Below are 16,798 nucleotides of genomic sequence, written 5' to 3'. Positions count from 1 at the left end.
CCCACAGCGATATCGTCCTCGGCAGCTTTGACTCAATGGATTGAGGTAACAGCGCCATGGATGCATCGATACACATCTGCAAGGCAACGTCTGCCGATGCCGGCATCATCAGCCGGATCGTCGAGCGTACCATTCGGGTCGGCTGTGCGCTCGACCACCGTAACGACCCGCGAACCGTTGCCACCTGGACCCACAACAAAACCATCGAACACGTGCTGCCCTGGCTGGGCGACCCGCGGTTGTACCTGAATATCGCCCTGTTACAGGACAAACCGGTTGGTGTCGCCATGGCGGCGATCAGCGGCAAGGTCGCGTTTTGTTATGTGCAGCCAGAATGGTTTCGACGAGGCGCCGGACAAGCCTTGGTGCACGATCTCGAAAGCTGGTTGATGGCTCAGGGGCTACCTCAGGCGCGCCTCAACAGCACCCGAACCGGCGAAGCGTTCTATCGGCGTTTGGGTTACCGGGCTTGCGCTGAAACCTTCAGCGTGGCGGGACTCCTTGCTATTCCCATGTACAAGGCACTGTCGCCACCTGCATAGAAAGCCGGGCGAGGGGCTAAATCCTTGACGTCCTGATGCGTTTCCAGAACAGGAAAACCTGCAAGTGCGCACCGTGAGCGGAACGCGCATTTGCCCGGTGTGCAGTTTTGGTCACTATCAACAGTGTATTGAGGGGTCGAGAGATGTCAGTCGCTACCAGCCTTATCGAAGATCAGCCGGCCCGGATTGCCCCGACGCCCGCCGAGACGCTTTATCAGTTCGACGAATCGCCGCTGCTGGCCCGTCAAAGCCAGCAGGAATCGAATGCCCGCAGCTACCCGCGACGCATTCCCCTGGCACTCAAGCGTGCCAAGGGCATTTATGTGGAAGATGTCGAAGGCCGCAGTTTCATCGATTGCCTGGCCGGTGCCGGAACCCTGGCCCTGGGGCACAACCATCCGGTGGTGATCGAAGCGATCCAGCAGGTGCTGAGCGATGAACTGCCGCTGCACACCCTCGACCTGACCACGCCGGTCAAGGATCAGTTTGTCCAGGATCTGTTCGCTCTGCTGCCGCCGGCGTTGGCCGCGCAAGCGAAGATCCAGTTTTGTGGCCCGACCGGCACCGACGCCGTGGAAGCTGCGCTGAAACTGGTGCGCACCGCCACCGGGCGCAGCACGGTGTTGTCATTCCAGGGCGGTTACCACGGCATGAGTCAGGGCGCGCTGAGCCTGATGGGCAGTCTGGGGCCGAAAAAACCGTTGGGTGCCTTGCTCGGCAATGGCGTGCAGTTCATGCCGTACCCCTACGATTACCGTTGCCCGTTCGGGCTCGGTGGCGCGCAGGGCGTGCAGGTCAACCTGAATTACCTGGAGAACCTGCTGAACGATCCAGAGGCAGGCGTGCAATTGCCCGCTGCGGTGATCGTCGAGGTGGTGCAGGGCGAGGGCGGGGTGATTCCGGCCGATCTCGACTGGCTGCGCGGTTTGCGGCGCATTACCGAGAAGGCCGGCGTGGCGCTGATCGTCGATGAAATCCAGAGCGGTTTTGCCCGCACTGGCAAGATGTTCGCCTTTGAGCACGCCGGAATCATTCCGGACGTGGTGGTGATGTCCAAGGCCATTGGCGGTAGTCTGCCGCTGGCGGTGGTGGTCTATCGCGACTGGCTCGACACCTGGCTGCCGGGCGCCCATGCCGGGACCTTCCGTGGTAATCAGATGGCCATGGCCGCAGGCTCTGCAGTGATGCGCTACCTGACCGAGCACAATGTTTGCGAGCACGCCGCCGCCATGGGTGAACGCCTGAGCGAACACCTGCACATCCTGCAGCGGGACTTCCCGCAGCTGGGCGACATTCGTGGACGTGGCTTGATGCTGGGTGTCGAACTGGTCGATCCGACGGGTGCGCCGGACGCTCAAGGTCATCCACCGATCTTCGGTCGTCTGTCGCCGCTGGTGCAGCGCGAATGCCTCAAGCGCGGGTTGATCCTGGAGCTGGGAGGGCGTCACGGCGGTGTGGTGCGTTTTCTGCCGCCACTGGTGATCACCGGCGCCGAAATCGATCGGGTGGCCGACATTTTCGGCAGGGCGATGGTCGCGGCCACCGCCAGCCTCTAAATTTTCCGGCGCCTCGAACGTTCTTTTTACATAACGGCTGCGCACGGCGTGCAGCCCACCCGATAGTGATGGAGAGACAGCATGACGTCAGTATTCGACCGTGAGGACATCCTCTTTCAGGTCGTGGTCAACCACGAAGAGCAATACTCGATCTGGCCCGACTACAAAACCGTGCCACAAGGCTGGCGCACCGTGGGCAAGAGCGGCCTGAAAAAGGACTGTCTGGCCTACATCGAAGAGGTCTGGACCGACATGCGTCCGCTAAGCCTGCGTCAGAAAATGGAAGAGCAGGCGGCCGTGGCTCACTGAGCTGTCAAGTGAGACGCGGAGCGTCTCTGGCTGCATTCCCGCGCAGAGCGTGGGAACGAAAAGCCCGCTGAACCGGTAAGGTCAGCGGGCTTTTTCAGGCCCGGAGGTATATGTCGCCTGTCAGATCGCCATCGCGGGCAAGTCCGCTCCCACATTGGACCTACGGTGTGGCACAACCCCCTGTGGGAGCGGGCTTGCCCGCGAAGAACGATAACGCGGTCCAACTGACGTTACACCCCGCTCAATCCCTTGATCACCAAATCCACATTCCCTTCCAACTCGGCCACCGGATCCGCCGCATCGACACTCAACACCACCAACCGGCTACCCGCCCCGGCAATCACCGCTTTCACCGCGTCCGATGGCTGGCGATGATGTAACACCACCGCCACGTCATGGTCCTTGAGCGTCACACTCAACTGCTTCAGCGCTTCAGGCGTCCACTGGGCATCCGGCCGTGCATCGAGGCCGATCAGCTCCAGGTTGAGGCCGCCGATCAGGTAACCGAAATGATCGCTCAGGCTCATCACACTCAGGTTGTCGGCACTGGCCAGCCGCGCTTCGCTGTCGGCACTGAGTTTGAGCAGGCGCTGTTTAAGCGCCGCCAGGTTGGCCTCGATGGTCGGTTTGGACGCCGGCGCCAGGCGCACCAGGTCCGCCGCCATGACATCCGCCATGCGCCCCATGTTGTTGCTGGAAAGCCACTGCTGACTGTTCAAGCCATCAACCGGGTTGTCCGGTTGCACGGCGATGCCGGGCAGGGCGCCGTCCACCGGGCGGGCGGCGTCGACTTCGACGATACGAATATTGCTGCGCCGGGATATCGGGTACAGCGGATCATCCGCCCACAGCGAACGCAGACCAATCACTGCATCGGCTCCGGTCGCCAGTTTGGCCAGCGCCGGAGCGCCACGACCAGTGAAATAGGCGGTCTGCCGGCTGCCGGGCAGATTGTCCGGCGCGGCCCGTTCCAGTTTGACTTCGGTGCCTTTGAGCAACACTTCGCCCAGACCATAGGTGATCGGCAAGGACGCCAGCACGTGCAGCGGTTTGGCGCTGTCCGCCGCAAAGCCAGTATTGGCCAGGCCGCACAGGGGCAATGTGAAGGTCAATGCCAGGGTCAGTTGACGCAGAGAAAAACACATTTATCCGAGGTTCCCTTTCAGACTGGGGACGATGCCGCGAGCGATCGCGGCCAGGGCGAAGGCGATACCGGCCACCAGAATGATCGCGGCACCGGAGGGGATAGGCAGGTCAAACACAATCGGCGCGAGAATGCCGCACAGCGTACTCACCGTGGCAATCAGCACCGAACACCAGAAGAACCCCTTCAACGACTGGCTGAGCAAGCGCGCGGCCGCCGCAGGGATCACCAACAGGGCGCCGACCAGAATCGCGCCGATGACTTTCACTGCTGCCACCGTGATCAGCGTCACCAGGATCACGAACAGGTAATCCAGGGTTTTCACCGCCACCCCGCGTACCGCCGCCAGTTGCGGGTTGAAACTGGCGAGCATGATGCGGTTGTACAGCGGCAGGGCCAGTGCCATCACCAGCGAGCCGACGATGGCCAACACCAGCAGGTCGTTGCCGTTGACCGTCAGCACCGAGCCGAACAGTACGTTCTCCAGAATGTGCACGTTGATCTTGCCCGCCAGAATCAGCAGCAGGCTGGCACCCAGCGCCAACGACACCGACAGAAACACACCGATCAATGTATCCGGCGCCAGTCCCGTACGGTTGCGCAGGTAGTTCAGCAGAATCCCGAACAGCAGGCAGTAACCGAACAGGCTGCCGTAAGGCCCGGTGTAGGGTTCGCCGAGCAGAATGCCGATCGCCACGCCAGTCAACGCCGCATGCCCCACCGCCTCGGAGAAAAACGCGAAGCGCTTGACCACCACCAGCGTGCCCAAACCGCCCAGCACCGGGCCGATCAGTAATCCGGCGAGCAGGGCGTTGACCACAAAGCCATAGGCCAGCGCTTCCGGCAGGTAACCCGACGAGGCCCAACCCTGGACCATCAAACGAAAGGCGTCGTAACTCATCAGGCAGCGCTCCGGGGATGGGTCGAGAACAAGGTCAGCAGTCGCTCCGGGGTCAGTGCCTGTTTCGGCGCGGCATCGAACAACACTCGGCGATTGAGCCCGGTGACCCGATCCGCCAAACGTGCAACGGCGTCCAGGTCATGCTCGATCCACAGCACGGTGATGCCGCTCTGGCGCCAGTCGCCCAGCAGCCGTTCGAACACTTGGATGCCGGCCTCATCAAGCGCCGACATCGGTTCATCGAGCACCAGTAACTGTGGCGCCGGAATCAGCCCTTGGGCCAACAAAACGCGTTGGCGCTCGCCGCCGGACAGCGCGCCCATGCGCCGTTTGCGTTTGCCTTGCATACCGACCCGTTCCAGCGCCACGCCGATGGCCGCAGCGTAATGCTTGCTCAACCCGAGAAACGCAGGGCGCCGCTGACACATGGCGGCCATGAAGTCATCGACCGTCATCGGCAAGCCGCGATCAAACTCCAACGCTTGCGGCACGTAGCCAATGGTCCCTGGTTCGCCGGGCCATTGCAGGCTCAAGCGCCCCTGATGCGGCATCTGCCCGAGCAGGGTCTTGATCAGCGAACTCTTGCCGCCACCGTTGGGGCCGACCAGGGCATGTACGCTGCCGGGCTGGACCTCGAAGGTCACTTTGTCGAGGATCGTGGTGCGGCCAAGGGTCAGACAGATTTCAGCGAAATCCAGCGTCGGTCCCGAAACCTGCGGGAGGGTTTCTTTAGCCGTCATGCGCCTGACTCCTGAATCGCCCGAACCACGGTATTGAGGTTGCCGGTCATTTCTTTTTCGTACTTGTCGGCGGTGTATTCGCCATAAGAAATGTGCGACAGCGGATACAGCTTCACCCCGGATTCGCGCTGGATGGTCTCGACGTAAGTGGATGGGAAATCCATCTCCGAGAAGATCACTTTCACGTCCAGTTCCCGCAGTTGATCGATGGTCTTTTTCAGCTGGCTGGGGCTGGGTTCGATGCCATGGGCCGGCTCGACCACGGCGGTGACTTCCAGGCCGAACTCACGCAGCAGGTAGTCGTAGGCGGCATGGACCGTGGCCACGCGCAGCTCGGCGTTCGGCGCCTGGGTCAGTCTGGCCAGGGCATCGGCGCGCATCTGCCGCAGGCGCTTGCCGTAGGCGCGGGCATTCTGGGTGTAGGTTTTGGCGTTGGCCGGGTCGAGCTTGCCCAGTTCCCGGGCGATGTTGTTGACCTGGGCAATCGAGGCGCTGATCGACAGGAACGTGTGCGGATTCACCACTTTGCCGGCACCGCGAGCGGCGACGCCGGTGGCGGCCAGCAGGGGCACGTTTTCGTTGGCTTCGATCACTTTGATATTCGGGGTTTCGCTGGCGGCGATCATGCGGTCGGCGAAGTCGTCATGACCCACACCGTTGAGCACGATCACGTCGAGCCCGCTGATGCGTTTGATGTCCTCGGCGCGGGGTTCGTAGGCGTGCGGGTTGAAACCGGCCGGGATTAGCGGCACCACGTCGGCCTTGTCGCCGACGATATTGGCCACGTAGCTGTAATAAGGGTGCAGGGTGATGCCGATGCGCAGGCGCTTGGCTTCGTCGGCACTGGCCAGAGGCGTCAGCAAACAGGCAAGCAGGCCGATCAGCAGCAGGCGCAAAAAAGGACGTTGAGGTGAGCTAGGCATGGAAAGTGGTCTTCTCTCGGGGGGAGGGCGAAGGTTCAGTGCCGATGCTGGCGGGTGACCCCGGCATCGAATTGCGCGACGATCTGCTGCCAGCCGGCGCTTTCGAGCGCGGCGTCAGTCAGATCAGTCGGGGGCGTGAGGGCTTTGCCGCGATTGAGCCAGACGTCTGGCGCATCGTCGTCAGCGGTCAAACGCATCAGGAACGAGCCGGCCACGGTGGGTGTCTGGCTCTGGCCGAAGTACGCCTTAGCGTCCAGCAACTGCCAGGCATGACCGCCACGGCTGACGGAGCTGGCGTCCTGGGCAAACGGCGCGAAACCTTCATCGGCGAGGGTGGCGGGTGTGGGCAGTGCTTGCTGTTCCTGACGCAACAGATGGATTTCATCCAGTGTGACCCGCAGGTCTGCGTAAATGCCTTGCTCGGATGCACTCAAGTCACGACGGGCATCCAGTTGATGGCTGCCAACGTTGCTCACCTCCCGGGACTCGCCGCGCCAGGCGACCACCGAGCCGGCCACCGCCAGAATCATCAGGCACAACAGCAACACATAGAGGGTTTCATGGCCGGCACCGGCCGGGCGCACCACTTGGGTGGTTGGCGTGATCATGCTCATGTTCAGGGCGCCTCGATGTCGGCTTGGTCGATCTCGACCACGTGACCGGGACCGGCATCGAACAGCACGTAGAACTCGGCGCCGGGTTTCTTGAACGTCAGGGTCGAATCGGCGTCGAGCTTGCCCGGCAGCAGAATGGTTTCGTCGTAGCCGATCACATCCAGGGTCACGCCCGGTGCGCCGCTGCCGTCGGAGAAACCACCGGTGCAGCGGATCTGTTCGGCGTCGATGGCCTTGCATTCGCACATCGGGTTGTGGGCCAGGGCGCTGGCGCTGAAGACGGCGCTGAGCACCAGTAAAACGGGGCGAAAAACGCTGATCATGGTTTGCCTCCTTGTCTATTCAGCCATGCGATGGTGGCCGGGGATGCCTGGCTCAGAGGAATGGAGGCTTGATGCATGGCGCCGTCCCAACCTTCCATGGTGATCCACAGCTCAGCGTCGCTTTTGGTCTTTTCGGGTACCGGCAACGCGGCGCCCATGTGGTAGGGCGTACCGAAAAAAATCACCCCGGCTGCGCGCAGGCTGCGCGGTTTGCCAATGCGCAGGTATGTCGCCTTGACCTGATCGCGACAGCTGTCGCAGAGCGCAGCATTGAAGAACTTCAAGTAGCCGGCCGGCCCATCGGATACCGGGGCTGCATTGCGCAATTCAGCCAGGCGCAGGCTCCAGGGACCGACCTGAACTTCAGCGACTTCACGCTCACCCAGGCCGGTGTCTCCGCGAAACAGCGCTGCGTCGGCAAAGTATTTGGGCATGAACCCCAGCGGCACCAGCACCAGCAGCACGTTGATGTGGAAGCGCCATGTGTGCCAGAAGCGGCTTAGCGGCGAGCGCGGCTTTTCTGCTGCGACCTGGCTCATCGGCTGCCCTCGGTGGCTTCGCGGCTCATGGCCGGGGCGGGCTGAGCGGTCACCGCTGCCCGTGGACGCGTGTTGCTGCGCTTGAGGGCGTTGGCTGTGGCCAGGGCGGTGCGTTTGGTCCAGATCAACAGGCCGCTGAGGACCATCATGCTCAGGATCAGGCCGAAGAAGAACCAGATCAGTTTGATCCAGATACCGCCGAAATCGCCGGTGTGCAGCGGACGCATGGATTCGGTCACCAGCTCCAGACCCGAACGATCCGACAGCAGGCGCATGGCGGAAATGTCACCGGTGTAAGGGTTGACCTCGGCGCTCTGGTAGATCAACGGGTACCCGCTGCGTCCGCTCACCGAAAGGTGGCTATAGGCATTGGCGGGCAGGCTGACAGAGCTGTCTTCCAGGCCGGGAATGCGTTCCTTGGCCTCGCGGATCGCGCTTTCCAGGCTGATCATCGGTGCCGGTGCGCCATCGACGGTGAGTGGCACGCTCTCACGCGGGACGACGGGGGCGACCGGTGCGGTGGAAATCGAAATGTGGTTATCGAACAGGATTGCCTCAAACATGAACCAGGTGCTGGTGACGGAAATCACCGCAATGAACCAGATCGACCAGATGCCGCTGAGCCGATGAAAGTCGCCCCAGAAAATCCGCGCGCCATGACGAATGCGCAGGGTCGGTCGCAAGAAGCCTTTCCAGAACCGTTTGTAGACCACCAGCCCCGTCACCAGCGACGCCAGCATCGGCAACCCGAGGAACGACACCAGATACCAGCCCCAGCTGTAGCCATTGGTGAACGGCACCAGCCACCAGCCATGCAGTGCGCGAGTAAAGGCCTGGAAGTTGAAGGGTGGAGCGGTGCCCTGAATCACCCCGCTGTAGGGGTTTACATAGACCGTCACCGAGCGTCCGTCCGGGTAACTGACCTTCACGTCCAGGGCGAAATGCGACTCGTCGGGACGGTTGATACGCTCGACCAGCGTCTGGGGCTCGGCCTTCTTGATGGCGGCGATGATCTGGTCATAGCTGAGCAGTGGCGCGTCATCCGAAGGCGGGCTGGCGCGCATTTGCGGGTTGGCCAGCCAGACGATTTCCTGGCTGACCACTGCCAGCGTACCGGTCACGCAGACGATCAATACAAAAAACCAGATGGGCAGGGCCAGCCAGCTATGGACCAGAAACCAGAGTTTTGAGCGGGATTTCTTCGACATGATTAAAGGTCTTGTTTCGATGAGAGGACCTCTGCTGCGGGCTTCCCAGCGTTATGGTCCATGAAAGTCGGTCGTGGCTTTTGCCTACGCGACCGACTGCATCTAAATAAGACGTATGAGCATCGGAAATCCCGAAAGGGGATATGAAAGTAAATGTTTCGTGTTTCTGCGTTGTGGGGTGGCAGGTTGCTGGCGCGGTCTGACGGTCAACATTGATGGCGAATGTGATGGCCCCATCGCGGGCAAGCCCGCTCCCACAAGGATTGCGTAAACCCTGTGGGAGCGGGCTTGCCCGCGATGGGGGCCCGATCACCTACCGAAGCTCTCAACCCTGCTTGAACATCTCCTTAGCCCGCTGTTCGATCTGTTCCTGAGTCAAATCCTCCTTGCGCGTGGCCAAAAACCACAGATGCCCATAGGGGTCCTTCAACGTCCCCGAACGGTCGCCATAAAACTGATCCTTGACCTCGGACACCACCGTGGCACCGGCATCGATGGCCTGTTTATAGGACTTGTCCACATCGTTCACATACAAATGCAGGCCCACGGACGGCGACTTGTCCGGGTTGCTCAAAGGGCCCTGGTCGCAGGGTGTGCCCAGCATGATCGGGCAGTCGCCAATACGCAGTTCGGCATGCCCGATGCCGCCATCGGGCATGGCCAGGCGCATGACTTCGGTGGCGCCAAAGGCTTTCTTGTAGAAGTCGATGGCTTCGGCAGCTTTCTGAATGCCCAGATAAGGCGTGATGCTGTGATAGCCCTCTGGAATGGGTTTGACGCTCATGACGGTTCTCCCTGTTTTGTTGTGGAGTTAGGGTGTTCCTTCGCCGTTTTCCGGTCGATTAACTATAGGTCAACCCCTTCACCGCAACCGAGTGCCCGACGAGTAGCCGGCGCGGCCCTGAGCCACGACAGCGCGCTGCACTGCACACTGATCGGCTAAATCGACAACTGCATTAAACGCTCACCCTGCAGGTTTTCCGTGGGACGGCGTTTATTCACCGCCAGTTCACCGATCTTGATCAGTCGCGTGCGCGTCACATTGCGGCTTAATCCCAGAAGCGCGGCGGTGTGCACCTGGTTGTAATGACTGAAGCGATAAGCCGCCCTCAACAACGCATCTTCGACTTTCTCGTGCAGCGCGCCGGCCTGTTGCTCAAAGAGCTTTTGAAAGGCCCGATCGAGCAAGGCTTCCGGTGAGTCGTCGATGCTGGCGTGGTAGTCGTCCTGACGCTCGATGCGCATGTTCGACAGGCGCAAGTCATCGCGCTCGATCACTCCGTTGCGGCAGATCAGCAGGGTGTGATGAATGACGTTTTCCAGTTCGCGGATGTTGCCCGGCCAGCTGTAGCTGCGCAGTTTGTGTTCGGCCTCTTTGCTGATGGTGATGCTGCCGTAACCCAGGCGCTGGCTGTAGGCTTCGATGAAATGCCGGGTCAGCGGCAGGATGTCGCCAGGGCGCTCGCGCAACGGGCTCAGTTCCAGGCTGACCACGTCGAGACGGTAATACAGGTCTTCGCGAAAGTGCCCGGCATTGATGGCTTTCTCCAGTTGCACATTGGTCGCCGCCAGCACTCGCACATTGATCGGAATGCTCTTGCGCGATCCCAGTCGCACCACTTCGCGCTCCTGCAGCACCCGCAGCAATTTCACCTGGATAGCCATCGGCAGATCGCCGATTTCGTCGAGGAACAAAGTGCCGCCATCGGCCTCCTCGAACCAGCCGGCCTTGGCGCTCAGTGCCCCGGTGAAGGCGCCTTTCTCGTGGCCGAACAGCTCGGCCTCCACCAGCGATTCGGAGAATGCACCGCAGTTCACCGCAACGAACGGGCGGTTGCGGCGGGCGCTGAGGTTGTGGATATGCCGCGCCACCAGTTCTTTGCCGGTGCCGGTTTCGCCGATGATCAGCACGCTGGCTTCACTCGGCGCGACCTGTTGCAAATGAGCGAGCAGGGCCTGGGATTTCGGGTCTTCGAACACCTGCGCCGTGGCGCGAATCGAGGTGGCCAGGGCGGGCGAGGGTGGTAAGGTCAGCAGTTGCATGGGCAGACTCCCTGAATGGAAAACTATGAATAGAAGGTCGGGATCGGCAGGGACTGATTCAGCGCCCACTCGCCCAGTTCATGGAGTTTGTAATCCACCGGGTCGTGCAGGGTTTGCGTGCGCAGGTTGCGCCAGTGACGGTCCAGTCGTAGTGAGGCGTGAGTCGAGCGGGCGCCGGTCACTTCGAACAACCGGCTGCACAACTCCAGGCCATTGCGCGTGGCGGCGACCTTGGCGGTGGCGATCGCGGTAGCCAGATGTCCGCGTTCCTCGGCGCTCAGATTCGGCCCTTTGGTCCAAGCCCTGTCGAGCAATTCGGCGGCCCGTTCCACCAGCAAACGAACACCTTCGAGGGCCACCCAGAACTCGCCGTAATGACCGAGTATGTAAGGATCCTGGCGCACATCCGGAGCGCTGGACTTGTGCCATGGACGGGTCTCGGTGAGGGTGTATTGCCGCGCCTCTTCAAAGGCACCTTCGGCAATGCCGAGGAACATGTGGGTGAACGTGAGCTGGGCGATCAATGGGCGCAGGCAGGCGAACGGTGTGCTCAGCGGGCCAGGGTCCAGCAGCAATTCCGACTCTTCGACCCGCACCCGCTCAAACGTTGCGCTGCCACTGTCGGTCTGGCGCTGGCCCATGTTGTTCCAGTCATTGTGCAACGTGATGCCGCTGCGCCCGCTGGGAATCGCGGCGATCAACAACTTGCCGCCGGCACTTTCATCGACGGCCGAGGCGATCAGCATTTCCGAGTCGCTGGCGCCGGAGCAGAAACTTTTCTTACCGGAAAACTCGCGCCAGCCCCCGAGGTTTTTCACCACGGTGCGGGTGTCCAGCGGATTGAGAGCATTGCCCCAGAACCAGTGCTTGCGCGCGGTCTGCTCAAACCACGGTTGCCACTGCTCAGGCCGGGCGAACAGGCGCACGGTGGCGAGCATCAGGTGATGGAAGCCGAAGACATGCGCGATCGAACTGTCGACCTTGGCGAACTCGCGCACGATGGTCAGGGTGTCGCTCCAACTGGCGCCGAGGCCGCCGTACTGGGTGGGAATGCTTAAAGCGAGCAGGCCACTGTGGCGCAAGGCGTCACGTTCGGCTTTCGGCGTACCGCCGCGTTCATCGCGCTCGACAGCGGTCAGGGCAAACTCGCCGGCCAGTTGGCGGGCGGTCTGCAAGGGGGGCAACAGGGCGCTTGGCGGCTTGGCAGTCACGCGGGTGTTCCTCATTGAAGTCGGCGCAAACTCCTGTAGAAAGGGCTTTTGTGGCGAGGGAGCTTGCTCCCGCTCGGCTGCGAAGCAGTCGTAAACCGGCTGATGCGGTCTCTCAGTAACGCTGCATTGGCCTGTTCAGGGACTGCTTCGCAGTCCAGCGGGAGCAAGCTCCCTCGCCACAAAAATTCTCATCCACAGAGATGGTGTTCAGGCTTTGGCGTGAGCGGGCAGCACATCATTGGCAATCATTTCGCCAAACGGCCCGGTGAGGTTGGTGACGCCACGTCCGGCCAGGCTGGCGTACGGCTCGGGCAGTCGTGGAAACACCAGTTCGGCAAAGCGATAAGCTTCTTCAAGATGTGGGTAACCGGAGAAAATGAAACTCTCGATTCCCAGGTCCGCGTACTCCTTGATCCGCGCCGCCACTTGCTGCGGGTCGCCCACCAGCGCCGTTCCGGCACCGCCACGCACCAGACCGACACCGGCCCAGAGGTTGGGGGCGATTTCCAGGTTGTCGCGACGGCCGTCATGCAACGCGGCCATGCGTCGCTGGCCTTCGGAGTCGAAGCGCGAGAACGACTTCTGCGCCGCCGCGATCGTCTCGTCGCTGATGTGCTCGATGAGTTTATCGGCGGCCTTCCAGGCCTCCTCGGCGGTTTCGCGGACGATCACGTGCAAGCGAATCCCGAACTTCACCGTACGACCGTTGCGCGCCGCGCGTTCTCGTACATCGGCAAGCTTTTCAGCCACGGCGGCGGGTGGTTCGCCCCACGTGAGGTAAACGTCGACCTGCTCGGCAGCCAAGTCATGAGCCGCATCGGACGACCCCCCGAAATACAGCGGCGGATAAGGTTTCTGCACCGGTGGATACAGCGCCTTGGCGTTCTGCACCCGCAGGTGCTTGCCTGCGAAATCCACCGCTTCGCCTTGCAGAACGCGGCGCCAGATCTGCAGGAATTCGTCGGTGACTTCGTAGCGTTCGCTGTGATCGAGGAAGCTGCCGTCGCCACGGTTCTCATCCGGGTCGCCGCCGGTCACCACGTTAATCAGCAAGCGGCCGTTGGACAGTCGATCCAGGGTCGCGGCCATCCGCGCCGAGACCGTCGGCGAAATAATCCCCGGACGGATCGCCACCAGATACCGCAAGCGCTCGGTCAGCGGCACCAGGGCCGAAGCGATCACCCACGAGTCCTCGCAGGAACGCCCGGTGGGGATCAGTACGCCGTGATAACCCAGGCTGTCGGCGGCCTGGGCCACTTGTTTCAAATAGTTGAGGGTCACCGGGCGCGCACCCTGAGTAGTGCCCAGGTAATGGCCATCGCCGTGGGTTGGCAGAAACCAGAAAACATCCATGAAGAAATCCTTAAGCGATTTTCAGCAGATTTTTGGGGTGCACGCCGAACAACGGCACTGCACGTTCTGCAGCAAGACGAATGCGGGCCTTCAAGGGCTCACTGGTTATTTGGTAATTGGAGAAGTCGGCTTCGGTGGCGTACACGCCAATCGGTAAGGTCAGAGCCTGGAAAAAACTGAACAGCGGCCGCAACTGATGATCGAGCACCAGTGCATGACGTTCGCTGCCTCCGGTGGCGGCCAATATCACCGGGGTGTCGATCAACGCGTTGAGGTCGATCAGGTCAAACAGGTGCTTGAGCAAACCCGGGTACGAACCGCGATAAACCGGCGCGGCGACGATCAGCAGGTCGGCGCTTTCGATGGCTTGCAGTTCGGCTTCGATGTCGGCGCTCAGTTCCTGGCGCGACAGCGCGGCGCCCAGCGGTCGGGCGATATCGCCCAGTTCGATCAGCTTGCTCTCGATCGGCAACTGCTCGGCCAGTTCGGCCAACAGCGCCTGGGTCAGCACCAGCGTGCGGGACGGACGCCAGGTACCGCCGGAGAGGGCAACGACTTTCAATGGACGCGACATGACCAGTTCCTTTTTAAACAGTTGCTCAGCGAGCAGTGAGTAGTCACCAGCATTGAGCAAGAGCTGTACCAATCCTTCGGAGCCCCGTGTTCCGCGGCTTTCAGCGCGTTGGTGGGCAGACGCTGTGCGATTTGACGGACGCTTTGTTGATCGACTGTTGCCAGGCAAACAGTTGCGTGAGCAACAGTGCATGACGTGATGGGGTTGTTTATAAAGGCTCTCTGTTATTCCTCAAAAGACCGTAAATTAATATTTATAGATTGTTTAGGTATAAAAAGCTTGCCATAGGTGCTGCCGAAGGCTGCGCTCTTTTGATCCGATACCCACTATCGAGAGCATTGATTTCTGCCCGTCAGGGCGCGCGGGTAGCCTGTGTTCATTGCCCCGAACCCAGCTACCCGGACGCTCGAAATGAAACCTCTACTCACCACTTTCTTGTTGCTCGCCGTTTCCGTTCTCGCCGGATGTGCCACTCATGTTTCACCGGAACTGCGCCCCTACACCGCTGAAGAAACCCGGGAGCTGGCGCTGGAAGCCCTGAATCGTCGTGGCTTGTCCTTCGAGGAGTACCACGCCAAGAAAGCCGAATTGCTCGGCCAGCCAGTCAAGTCGTTCAGTTTCGACAAGCAAGGCGAGATGAACGCCGAACACGCAGTACAGCTGCACGATCGCCCAAGCTGAGCGACAACTGTACTGTTCGAACTTTCACGCAACTGTCCATGGGTTTCCCTCAAGGCGTGCGATAGGGTCAACGCCTGACTGACCCTGATGGACTGCCCCCATGACACTCTCACTCGACCTGCTGCTGGGCTTTGCTCTGTTTGCCCTTGTCACCTCGATCACCCCCGGCCCGAACAACACCATGTTGCTGGCCTCGGGCGTGAATTTCGGCTTTAGCCGCACCATCCCTCACATGCTGGGCATTACCTGCGGCTTCTTCGTGTTGGTGGTGGCCGTCGGTTTCGGCCTGGGCACGGTGTTTCAAACCTATCCATTGCTTTACACCGTGCTGCGTTATGTCGGCGCGGCGTATTTGCTGTACCTGGCCTGGAAGATTGCGCATTCCGGGCCGGTCGCCGAGGGTGAGCAGGGCGAGGGCAAGCCGATCAGTTATTTGGGCGCGGCGGCGTTTCAATGGGTCAACCCCAAGGCCTGGATCATGGCCATCGGAGCCATCAGCACCTACACGCCGATGCAGGGCTATTTCACCAACGTGATTGTGATTGCTGCGGTCTTCGCCCTGATCAACCTGCCAAGCGTCGGTGTGTGGGCTGGTTGTGGCACGCTGTTGCGCAATGTGCTGCGCGATCGCCGCTGGTTACGCCTGTTCAACTGGGGCATGGCCTTGTTGCTGGTGGCTTCGATGTATCCGTTATTGCTTGAAAGTTTTAGCTGACGCATTGCTTCAACCGGTTGCCCGATGCCTGTTAAGCTCAACTTCAGGAGCGTTCCTACGCACTTTTAAATGAAGTTGTTCTTCTTTAACGGCCTCCGATCAGGTATTGCTGTCGTTCTGAAAGTCGGGCGTTGCTCATGAGGCGGCGCATTGACATTTCCAGTAACGAGCTTCCTGATCCCGGGAACACGCTCTGCGAGTCTTCTATGAATAAACGTCCGTTGTATTTCGACTACGCCGCCACCACGCCGGTGGATGAGCGGGTCATCAAGGTGATGGTTGAGTGTCTGGGCTTCACGGGTAACTTCGGCAATCCGGCGTCCAGCACCCACGCCTTCGGCCAACAGGCCCGGCAAACGGTAGAGCACGCACGGCGCCAGGTCGCCGAACTGGTGGGCGCCCAGGCCGAGCAGATCGTCTGGACCTCTGGCGCCACCGAATCCAACAACCTGGCGCTCAAGGGCGTTACCCAGGCCCGCGGTGTGTCCGGCGGCCATATCATCACCAGCCAGATTGAACACAAGGCGATTCTCGATACCGCCAGACAATTGCAGGATACCGGCGTTGCCGTGACGTATCTGGTGCCCGATGCCGAAGGCCTGATTACCCCGCAAGCGGTCAGCGAGGCGATGCGCGAAGACACCTTTTTGGTGTCGCTGATGCTGGTCAACAACGAACTGGGCACCGTCAACGACATCCCGGCCATCGGCCAGGTGGTGCGTGATCGCGATGCGTTGTTCCATGTCGACGCGGCTCAGGGCGCGGGCAAAGTGGCGATCGATCTGGTCCGGTGGTCGGTGGATCTGATGTCGTTCTCGGCGCACAAGGTCTACGGTCCCAAAGGCATCGGCGCGCTGTATGTCGGGCCTCGCGCGCAGCAGCGCCTGCAAGCGCAGATCCACGGCGGCGGTCACGAGGGCGGGTTGCGTTCCGGCACTCTGGCGACACACCAGATCGCAGCCATGGGTGTCGCTTTTGCACTGGCGGCCGCTTCGTTCGATGAAGAAAAGGCCACCATCGTGCGCCTGCGTGAACGATTGCTCGACCAGCTGCTGAGCATTCCCGGTATTCGCGTCAATGGCAGTCCGACCCAGCGCATTCCCCATACCTTGAGCCTGACGTTCAACGAAGGTGAGTTCAATTCCGCGGCGTTGAGTGCCTCGATCGCATTTTCCGCGACGTCGGCCTGCAACTCCGCCAGTAATGCGCCATCCCATGTGCTGCTGGCGCTGGGGCATGACGCGCGATCGGCCAGTCGCACCATTCGCTTGAGCCTGGGGCGTTTCACCACCGAGCAGGATATCGACCAGGCTGCGCACCTGATCAAAACGGCCGCCGCCAGTGCCCCGGCATTCTGGGCGACAGGTCCTTAAGCGCCGATTCTGATCGGCACCAAACAATAATGATGAAGTGGTTAGCAGG

The 16,798-nt window shown here is 61.1% G+C and carries 19 protein-coding genes; 6 read left to right on the top strand and 13 right to left on the bottom strand.

The genetic code is table 11. The features are described 5' to 3' along the window. Nucleotides 1-56 precede the first annotated feature (56 nt). The 3 genes from J3D54_RS29715 (at nt 57) to J3D54_RS29705 (ending at nt 2,407) form a co-directional block, all read left to right on the top strand. On the top strand, nt 57-542 hold the full coding sequence (locus J3D54_RS29715; RefSeq protein WP_253426216.1) for a GNAT family N-acetyltransferase: 486 nt from the start codon (nt 57-59) through the stop codon (nt 540-542). Between the two features lie 143 nt (nt 543-685). Further along, a complete protein-coding gene (locus J3D54_RS29710) occupies nt 686-2,098 on the top strand; it encodes an aspartate aminotransferase family protein (RefSeq protein WP_253426214.1) in 1,413 nt (470 codons plus the stop codon). Nucleotides 2,099-2,179: 81 nt separating this feature from the next. After that, nucleotides 2,180-2,407 carry an MbtH family protein gene (locus J3D54_RS29705; protein WP_253426212.1) on the top strand — a complete coding sequence of 76 codons (228 nt, stop codon included), beginning with the start codon at nt 2,180-2,182 and terminating at the stop codon, nt 2,405-2,407. Between the two features lie 230 nt (nt 2,408-2,637). Here the strand turns inward: J3D54_RS29705 and J3D54_RS29700 are convergent, their stop codons facing one another. From J3D54_RS29700 to msuE, 13 genes are all read right to left on the bottom strand, one after another. Beyond that, a complete protein-coding gene (locus J3D54_RS29700) occupies nt 2,638-3,552 on the bottom strand; it encodes a zinc ABC transporter substrate-binding protein (protein ID WP_253426210.1) in 915 nt (304 codons plus the stop codon). Continuing rightward, nucleotides 3,553-4,452 carry a metal ABC transporter permease gene (locus J3D54_RS29695; RefSeq protein WP_253426208.1) on the bottom strand — a complete coding sequence of 300 codons (900 nt, stop codon included), beginning with the start codon at nt 4,450-4,452 and terminating at the stop codon, nt 3,553-3,555. Then, nucleotides 4,452-5,192 carry a metal ABC transporter ATP-binding protein gene (locus tag J3D54_RS29690; RefSeq protein ID WP_253426206.1) on the bottom strand — a complete coding sequence of 247 codons (741 nt, stop codon included), beginning with the start codon at nt 5,190-5,192 and terminating at the stop codon, nt 4,452-4,454. The genes J3D54_RS29695 and J3D54_RS29690 overlap by 1 nt, the downstream gene beginning before the upstream one ends. Next, on the bottom strand, nt 5,189-6,115 hold the full coding sequence (locus J3D54_RS29685; protein ID WP_253426204.1) for a metal ABC transporter substrate-binding protein: 927 nt from the start codon (nt 6,113-6,115) through the stop codon (nt 5,189-5,191). The genes J3D54_RS29690 and J3D54_RS29685 overlap by 4 nt, the downstream gene beginning before the upstream one ends. A 35-nt stretch (nt 6,116-6,150) precedes the next feature. Further along, nucleotides 6,151-6,723 (bottom strand): DUF6162 family protein, encoded by a 573-nt coding sequence (locus J3D54_RS29680; protein ID WP_253426846.1) that lies wholly within the window; start codon nt 6,721-6,723, stop codon nt 6,151-6,153. Between the two features lie 8 nt (nt 6,724-6,731). Then, nucleotides 6,732-7,052, bottom strand: coding sequence for a hypothetical protein (locus J3D54_RS29675; protein WP_253426202.1), 321 nt, complete (start codon nt 7,050-7,052; stop codon nt 6,732-6,734). Beyond that, nucleotides 7,049-7,591 carry a thiamine pyrophosphate-binding protein gene (locus J3D54_RS29670; RefSeq protein WP_253426199.1) on the bottom strand — a complete coding sequence of 181 codons (543 nt, stop codon included), beginning with the start codon at nt 7,589-7,591 and terminating at the stop codon, nt 7,049-7,051. Before J3D54_RS29670 ends, J3D54_RS29675 begins: the two co-directional genes overlap by 4 nt. After that, the gene (locus tag J3D54_RS29665) at nt 7,588-8,799 is read right to left on the bottom strand and encodes a PepSY domain-containing protein (RefSeq protein WP_253426196.1); all 1,212 of its coding nucleotides are present in this window, start codon (nt 8,797-8,799) and stop codon (nt 7,588-7,590) included. Before J3D54_RS29665 ends, J3D54_RS29670 begins: the two co-directional genes overlap by 4 nt. Nucleotides 8,800-9,124: 325 nt before the next feature. Next, complete coding sequence (locus J3D54_RS29660) at nt 9,125-9,583, bottom strand: VOC family protein (protein WP_223483855.1); 459 nt, start codon at nt 9,581-9,583, stop codon at nt 9,125-9,127. A gap of 155 nt (nt 9,584-9,738) precedes the next feature. Then, nucleotides 9,739-10,842 (bottom strand): sigma-54-dependent Fis family transcriptional regulator, encoded by a 1,104-nt coding sequence (locus J3D54_RS29655; RefSeq protein WP_253426194.1) that lies wholly within the window; start codon nt 10,840-10,842, stop codon nt 9,739-9,741. A gap of 23 nt (nt 10,843-10,865) precedes the next feature. Next, the gene (locus J3D54_RS29650; RefSeq protein WP_253426192.1) at nt 10,866-12,068 is read right to left on the bottom strand and encodes an acyl-CoA dehydrogenase family protein; all 1,203 of its coding nucleotides are present in this window, start codon (nt 12,066-12,068) and stop codon (nt 10,866-10,868) included. A 192-nt stretch (nt 12,069-12,260) separates the two neighbouring features. Continuing rightward, nucleotides 12,261-13,406 (bottom strand): FMNH2-dependent alkanesulfonate monooxygenase, encoded by a 1,146-nt coding sequence (gene ssuD / locus J3D54_RS29645; RefSeq protein ID WP_253426190.1) that lies wholly within the window; start codon nt 13,404-13,406, stop codon nt 12,261-12,263. Nucleotides 13,407-13,416: 10 nt separating this feature from the next. After that, entirely contained in the window at nt 13,417-13,980 is a 564-nt protein-coding gene (msuE, locus tag J3D54_RS29640; RefSeq protein ID WP_253426188.1) for an FMN reductase, read from the bottom strand. A 411-nt stretch (nt 13,981-14,391) separates the two neighbouring features. On the opposite strand from msuE, the gene J3D54_RS29635 reads away from it, so the two are divergent. The 3 genes from J3D54_RS29635 (at nt 14,392) to J3D54_RS29625 (ending at nt 16,749) form a co-directional block, all read left to right on the top strand. Beyond that, the gene (locus J3D54_RS29635) at nt 14,392-14,661 is read left to right on the top strand and encodes a hypothetical protein (RefSeq protein WP_253426186.1); all 270 of its coding nucleotides are present in this window, start codon (nt 14,392-14,394) and stop codon (nt 14,659-14,661) included. Between the two features lie 100 nt (nt 14,662-14,761). After that, on the top strand, nt 14,762-15,376 hold the full coding sequence (locus J3D54_RS29630) for a LysE family translocator (protein WP_253426184.1): 615 nt from the start codon (nt 14,762-14,764) through the stop codon (nt 15,374-15,376). A 206-nt stretch (nt 15,377-15,582) separates the two neighbouring features. Beyond that, entirely contained in the window at nt 15,583-16,749 is a 1,167-nt protein-coding gene (locus J3D54_RS29625; protein WP_253426181.1) for a cysteine desulfurase family protein, read from the top strand. Nucleotides 16,750-16,798: the final 49 nt, after the last annotated feature.

The sequence above is a fragment of the Pseudomonas sp. GGS8 genome (assembly GCF_024168645.1).
In the GTDB taxonomy this organism is placed as follows: Bacteria; Pseudomonadota; Gammaproteobacteria; order Pseudomonadales; family Pseudomonadaceae; genus Aquipseudomonas.
This window is presented reverse-complemented; position numbering and strand designations above follow the sequence as displayed.

What these genes read in the sequence shown, in the direction of transcription:
- J3D54_RS29715 (WP_253426216.1), top strand. Translation starts at nt 57, where the DNA reads ATGGATGCATCGATACACATCTGCAAGGCAACGTCTGCCGATGCCGGC.
- J3D54_RS29710 (WP_253426214.1), top strand. Translation starts at nt 686, where the DNA reads ATGTCAGTCGCTACCAGCCTTATCGAAGATCAGCCGGCCCGGATTGCC.
- J3D54_RS29705 (WP_253426212.1), top strand. Translation starts at nt 2,180, where the DNA reads ATGACGTCAGTATTCGACCGTGAGGACATCCTCTTTCAGGTCGTGGTC.
- J3D54_RS29700 (WP_253426210.1), bottom strand. Translation starts at nt 3,552, where the DNA reads ATGTGTTTTTCTCTGCGTCAACTGACCCTGGCATTGACCTTCACATTG.
- J3D54_RS29695 (WP_253426208.1), bottom strand. Translation starts at nt 4,452, where the DNA reads ATGAGTTACGACGCCTTTCGTTTGATGGTCCAGGGTTGGGCCTCGTCG.
- J3D54_RS29690 (WP_253426206.1), bottom strand. Translation starts at nt 5,192, where the DNA reads ATGACGGCTAAAGAAACCCTCCCGCAGGTTTCGGGACCGACGCTGGAT.
- J3D54_RS29685 (WP_253426204.1), bottom strand. Translation starts at nt 6,115, where the DNA reads ATGCCTAGCTCACCTCAACGTCCTTTTTTGCGCCTGCTGCTGATCGGC.
- J3D54_RS29680 (WP_253426846.1), bottom strand. Translation starts at nt 6,723, where the DNA reads ATGATCACGCCAACCACCCAAGTGGTGCGCCCGGCCGGTGCCGGCCAT.
- J3D54_RS29675 (WP_253426202.1), bottom strand. Translation starts at nt 7,052, where the DNA reads ATGATCAGCGTTTTTCGCCCCGTTTTACTGGTGCTCAGCGCCGTCTTC.
- J3D54_RS29670 (WP_253426199.1), bottom strand. Translation starts at nt 7,591, where the DNA reads ATGAGCCAGGTCGCAGCAGAAAAGCCGCGCTCGCCGCTAAGCCGCTTC.
- J3D54_RS29665 (WP_253426196.1), bottom strand. Translation starts at nt 8,799, where the DNA reads ATGTCGAAGAAATCCCGCTCAAAACTCTGGTTTCTGGTCCATAGCTGG.
- J3D54_RS29660 (WP_223483855.1), bottom strand. Translation starts at nt 9,583, where the DNA reads ATGAGCGTCAAACCCATTCCAGAGGGCTATCACAGCATCACGCCTTAT.
- J3D54_RS29655 (WP_253426194.1), bottom strand. Translation starts at nt 10,842, where the DNA reads ATGCAACTGCTGACCTTACCACCCTCGCCCGCCCTGGCCACCTCGATT.
- J3D54_RS29650 (WP_253426192.1), bottom strand. Translation starts at nt 12,068, where the DNA reads ATGAGGAACACCCGCGTGACTGCCAAGCCGCCAAGCGCCCTGTTGCCC.
- ssuD (WP_253426190.1), bottom strand. Translation starts at nt 13,406, where the DNA reads ATGGATGTTTTCTGGTTTCTGCCAACCCACGGCGATGGCCATTACCTG.
- msuE (WP_253426188.1), bottom strand. Translation starts at nt 13,980, where the DNA reads ATGTCGCGTCCATTGAAAGTCGTTGCCCTCTCCGGCGGTACCTGGCGT.
- J3D54_RS29635 (WP_253426186.1), top strand. Translation starts at nt 14,392, where the DNA reads ATGAAACCTCTACTCACCACTTTCTTGTTGCTCGCCGTTTCCGTTCTC.
- J3D54_RS29630 (WP_253426184.1), top strand. Translation starts at nt 14,762, where the DNA reads ATGACACTCTCACTCGACCTGCTGCTGGGCTTTGCTCTGTTTGCCCTT.
- J3D54_RS29625 (WP_253426181.1), top strand. Translation starts at nt 15,583, where the DNA reads ATGAATAAACGTCCGTTGTATTTCGACTACGCCGCCACCACGCCGGTG.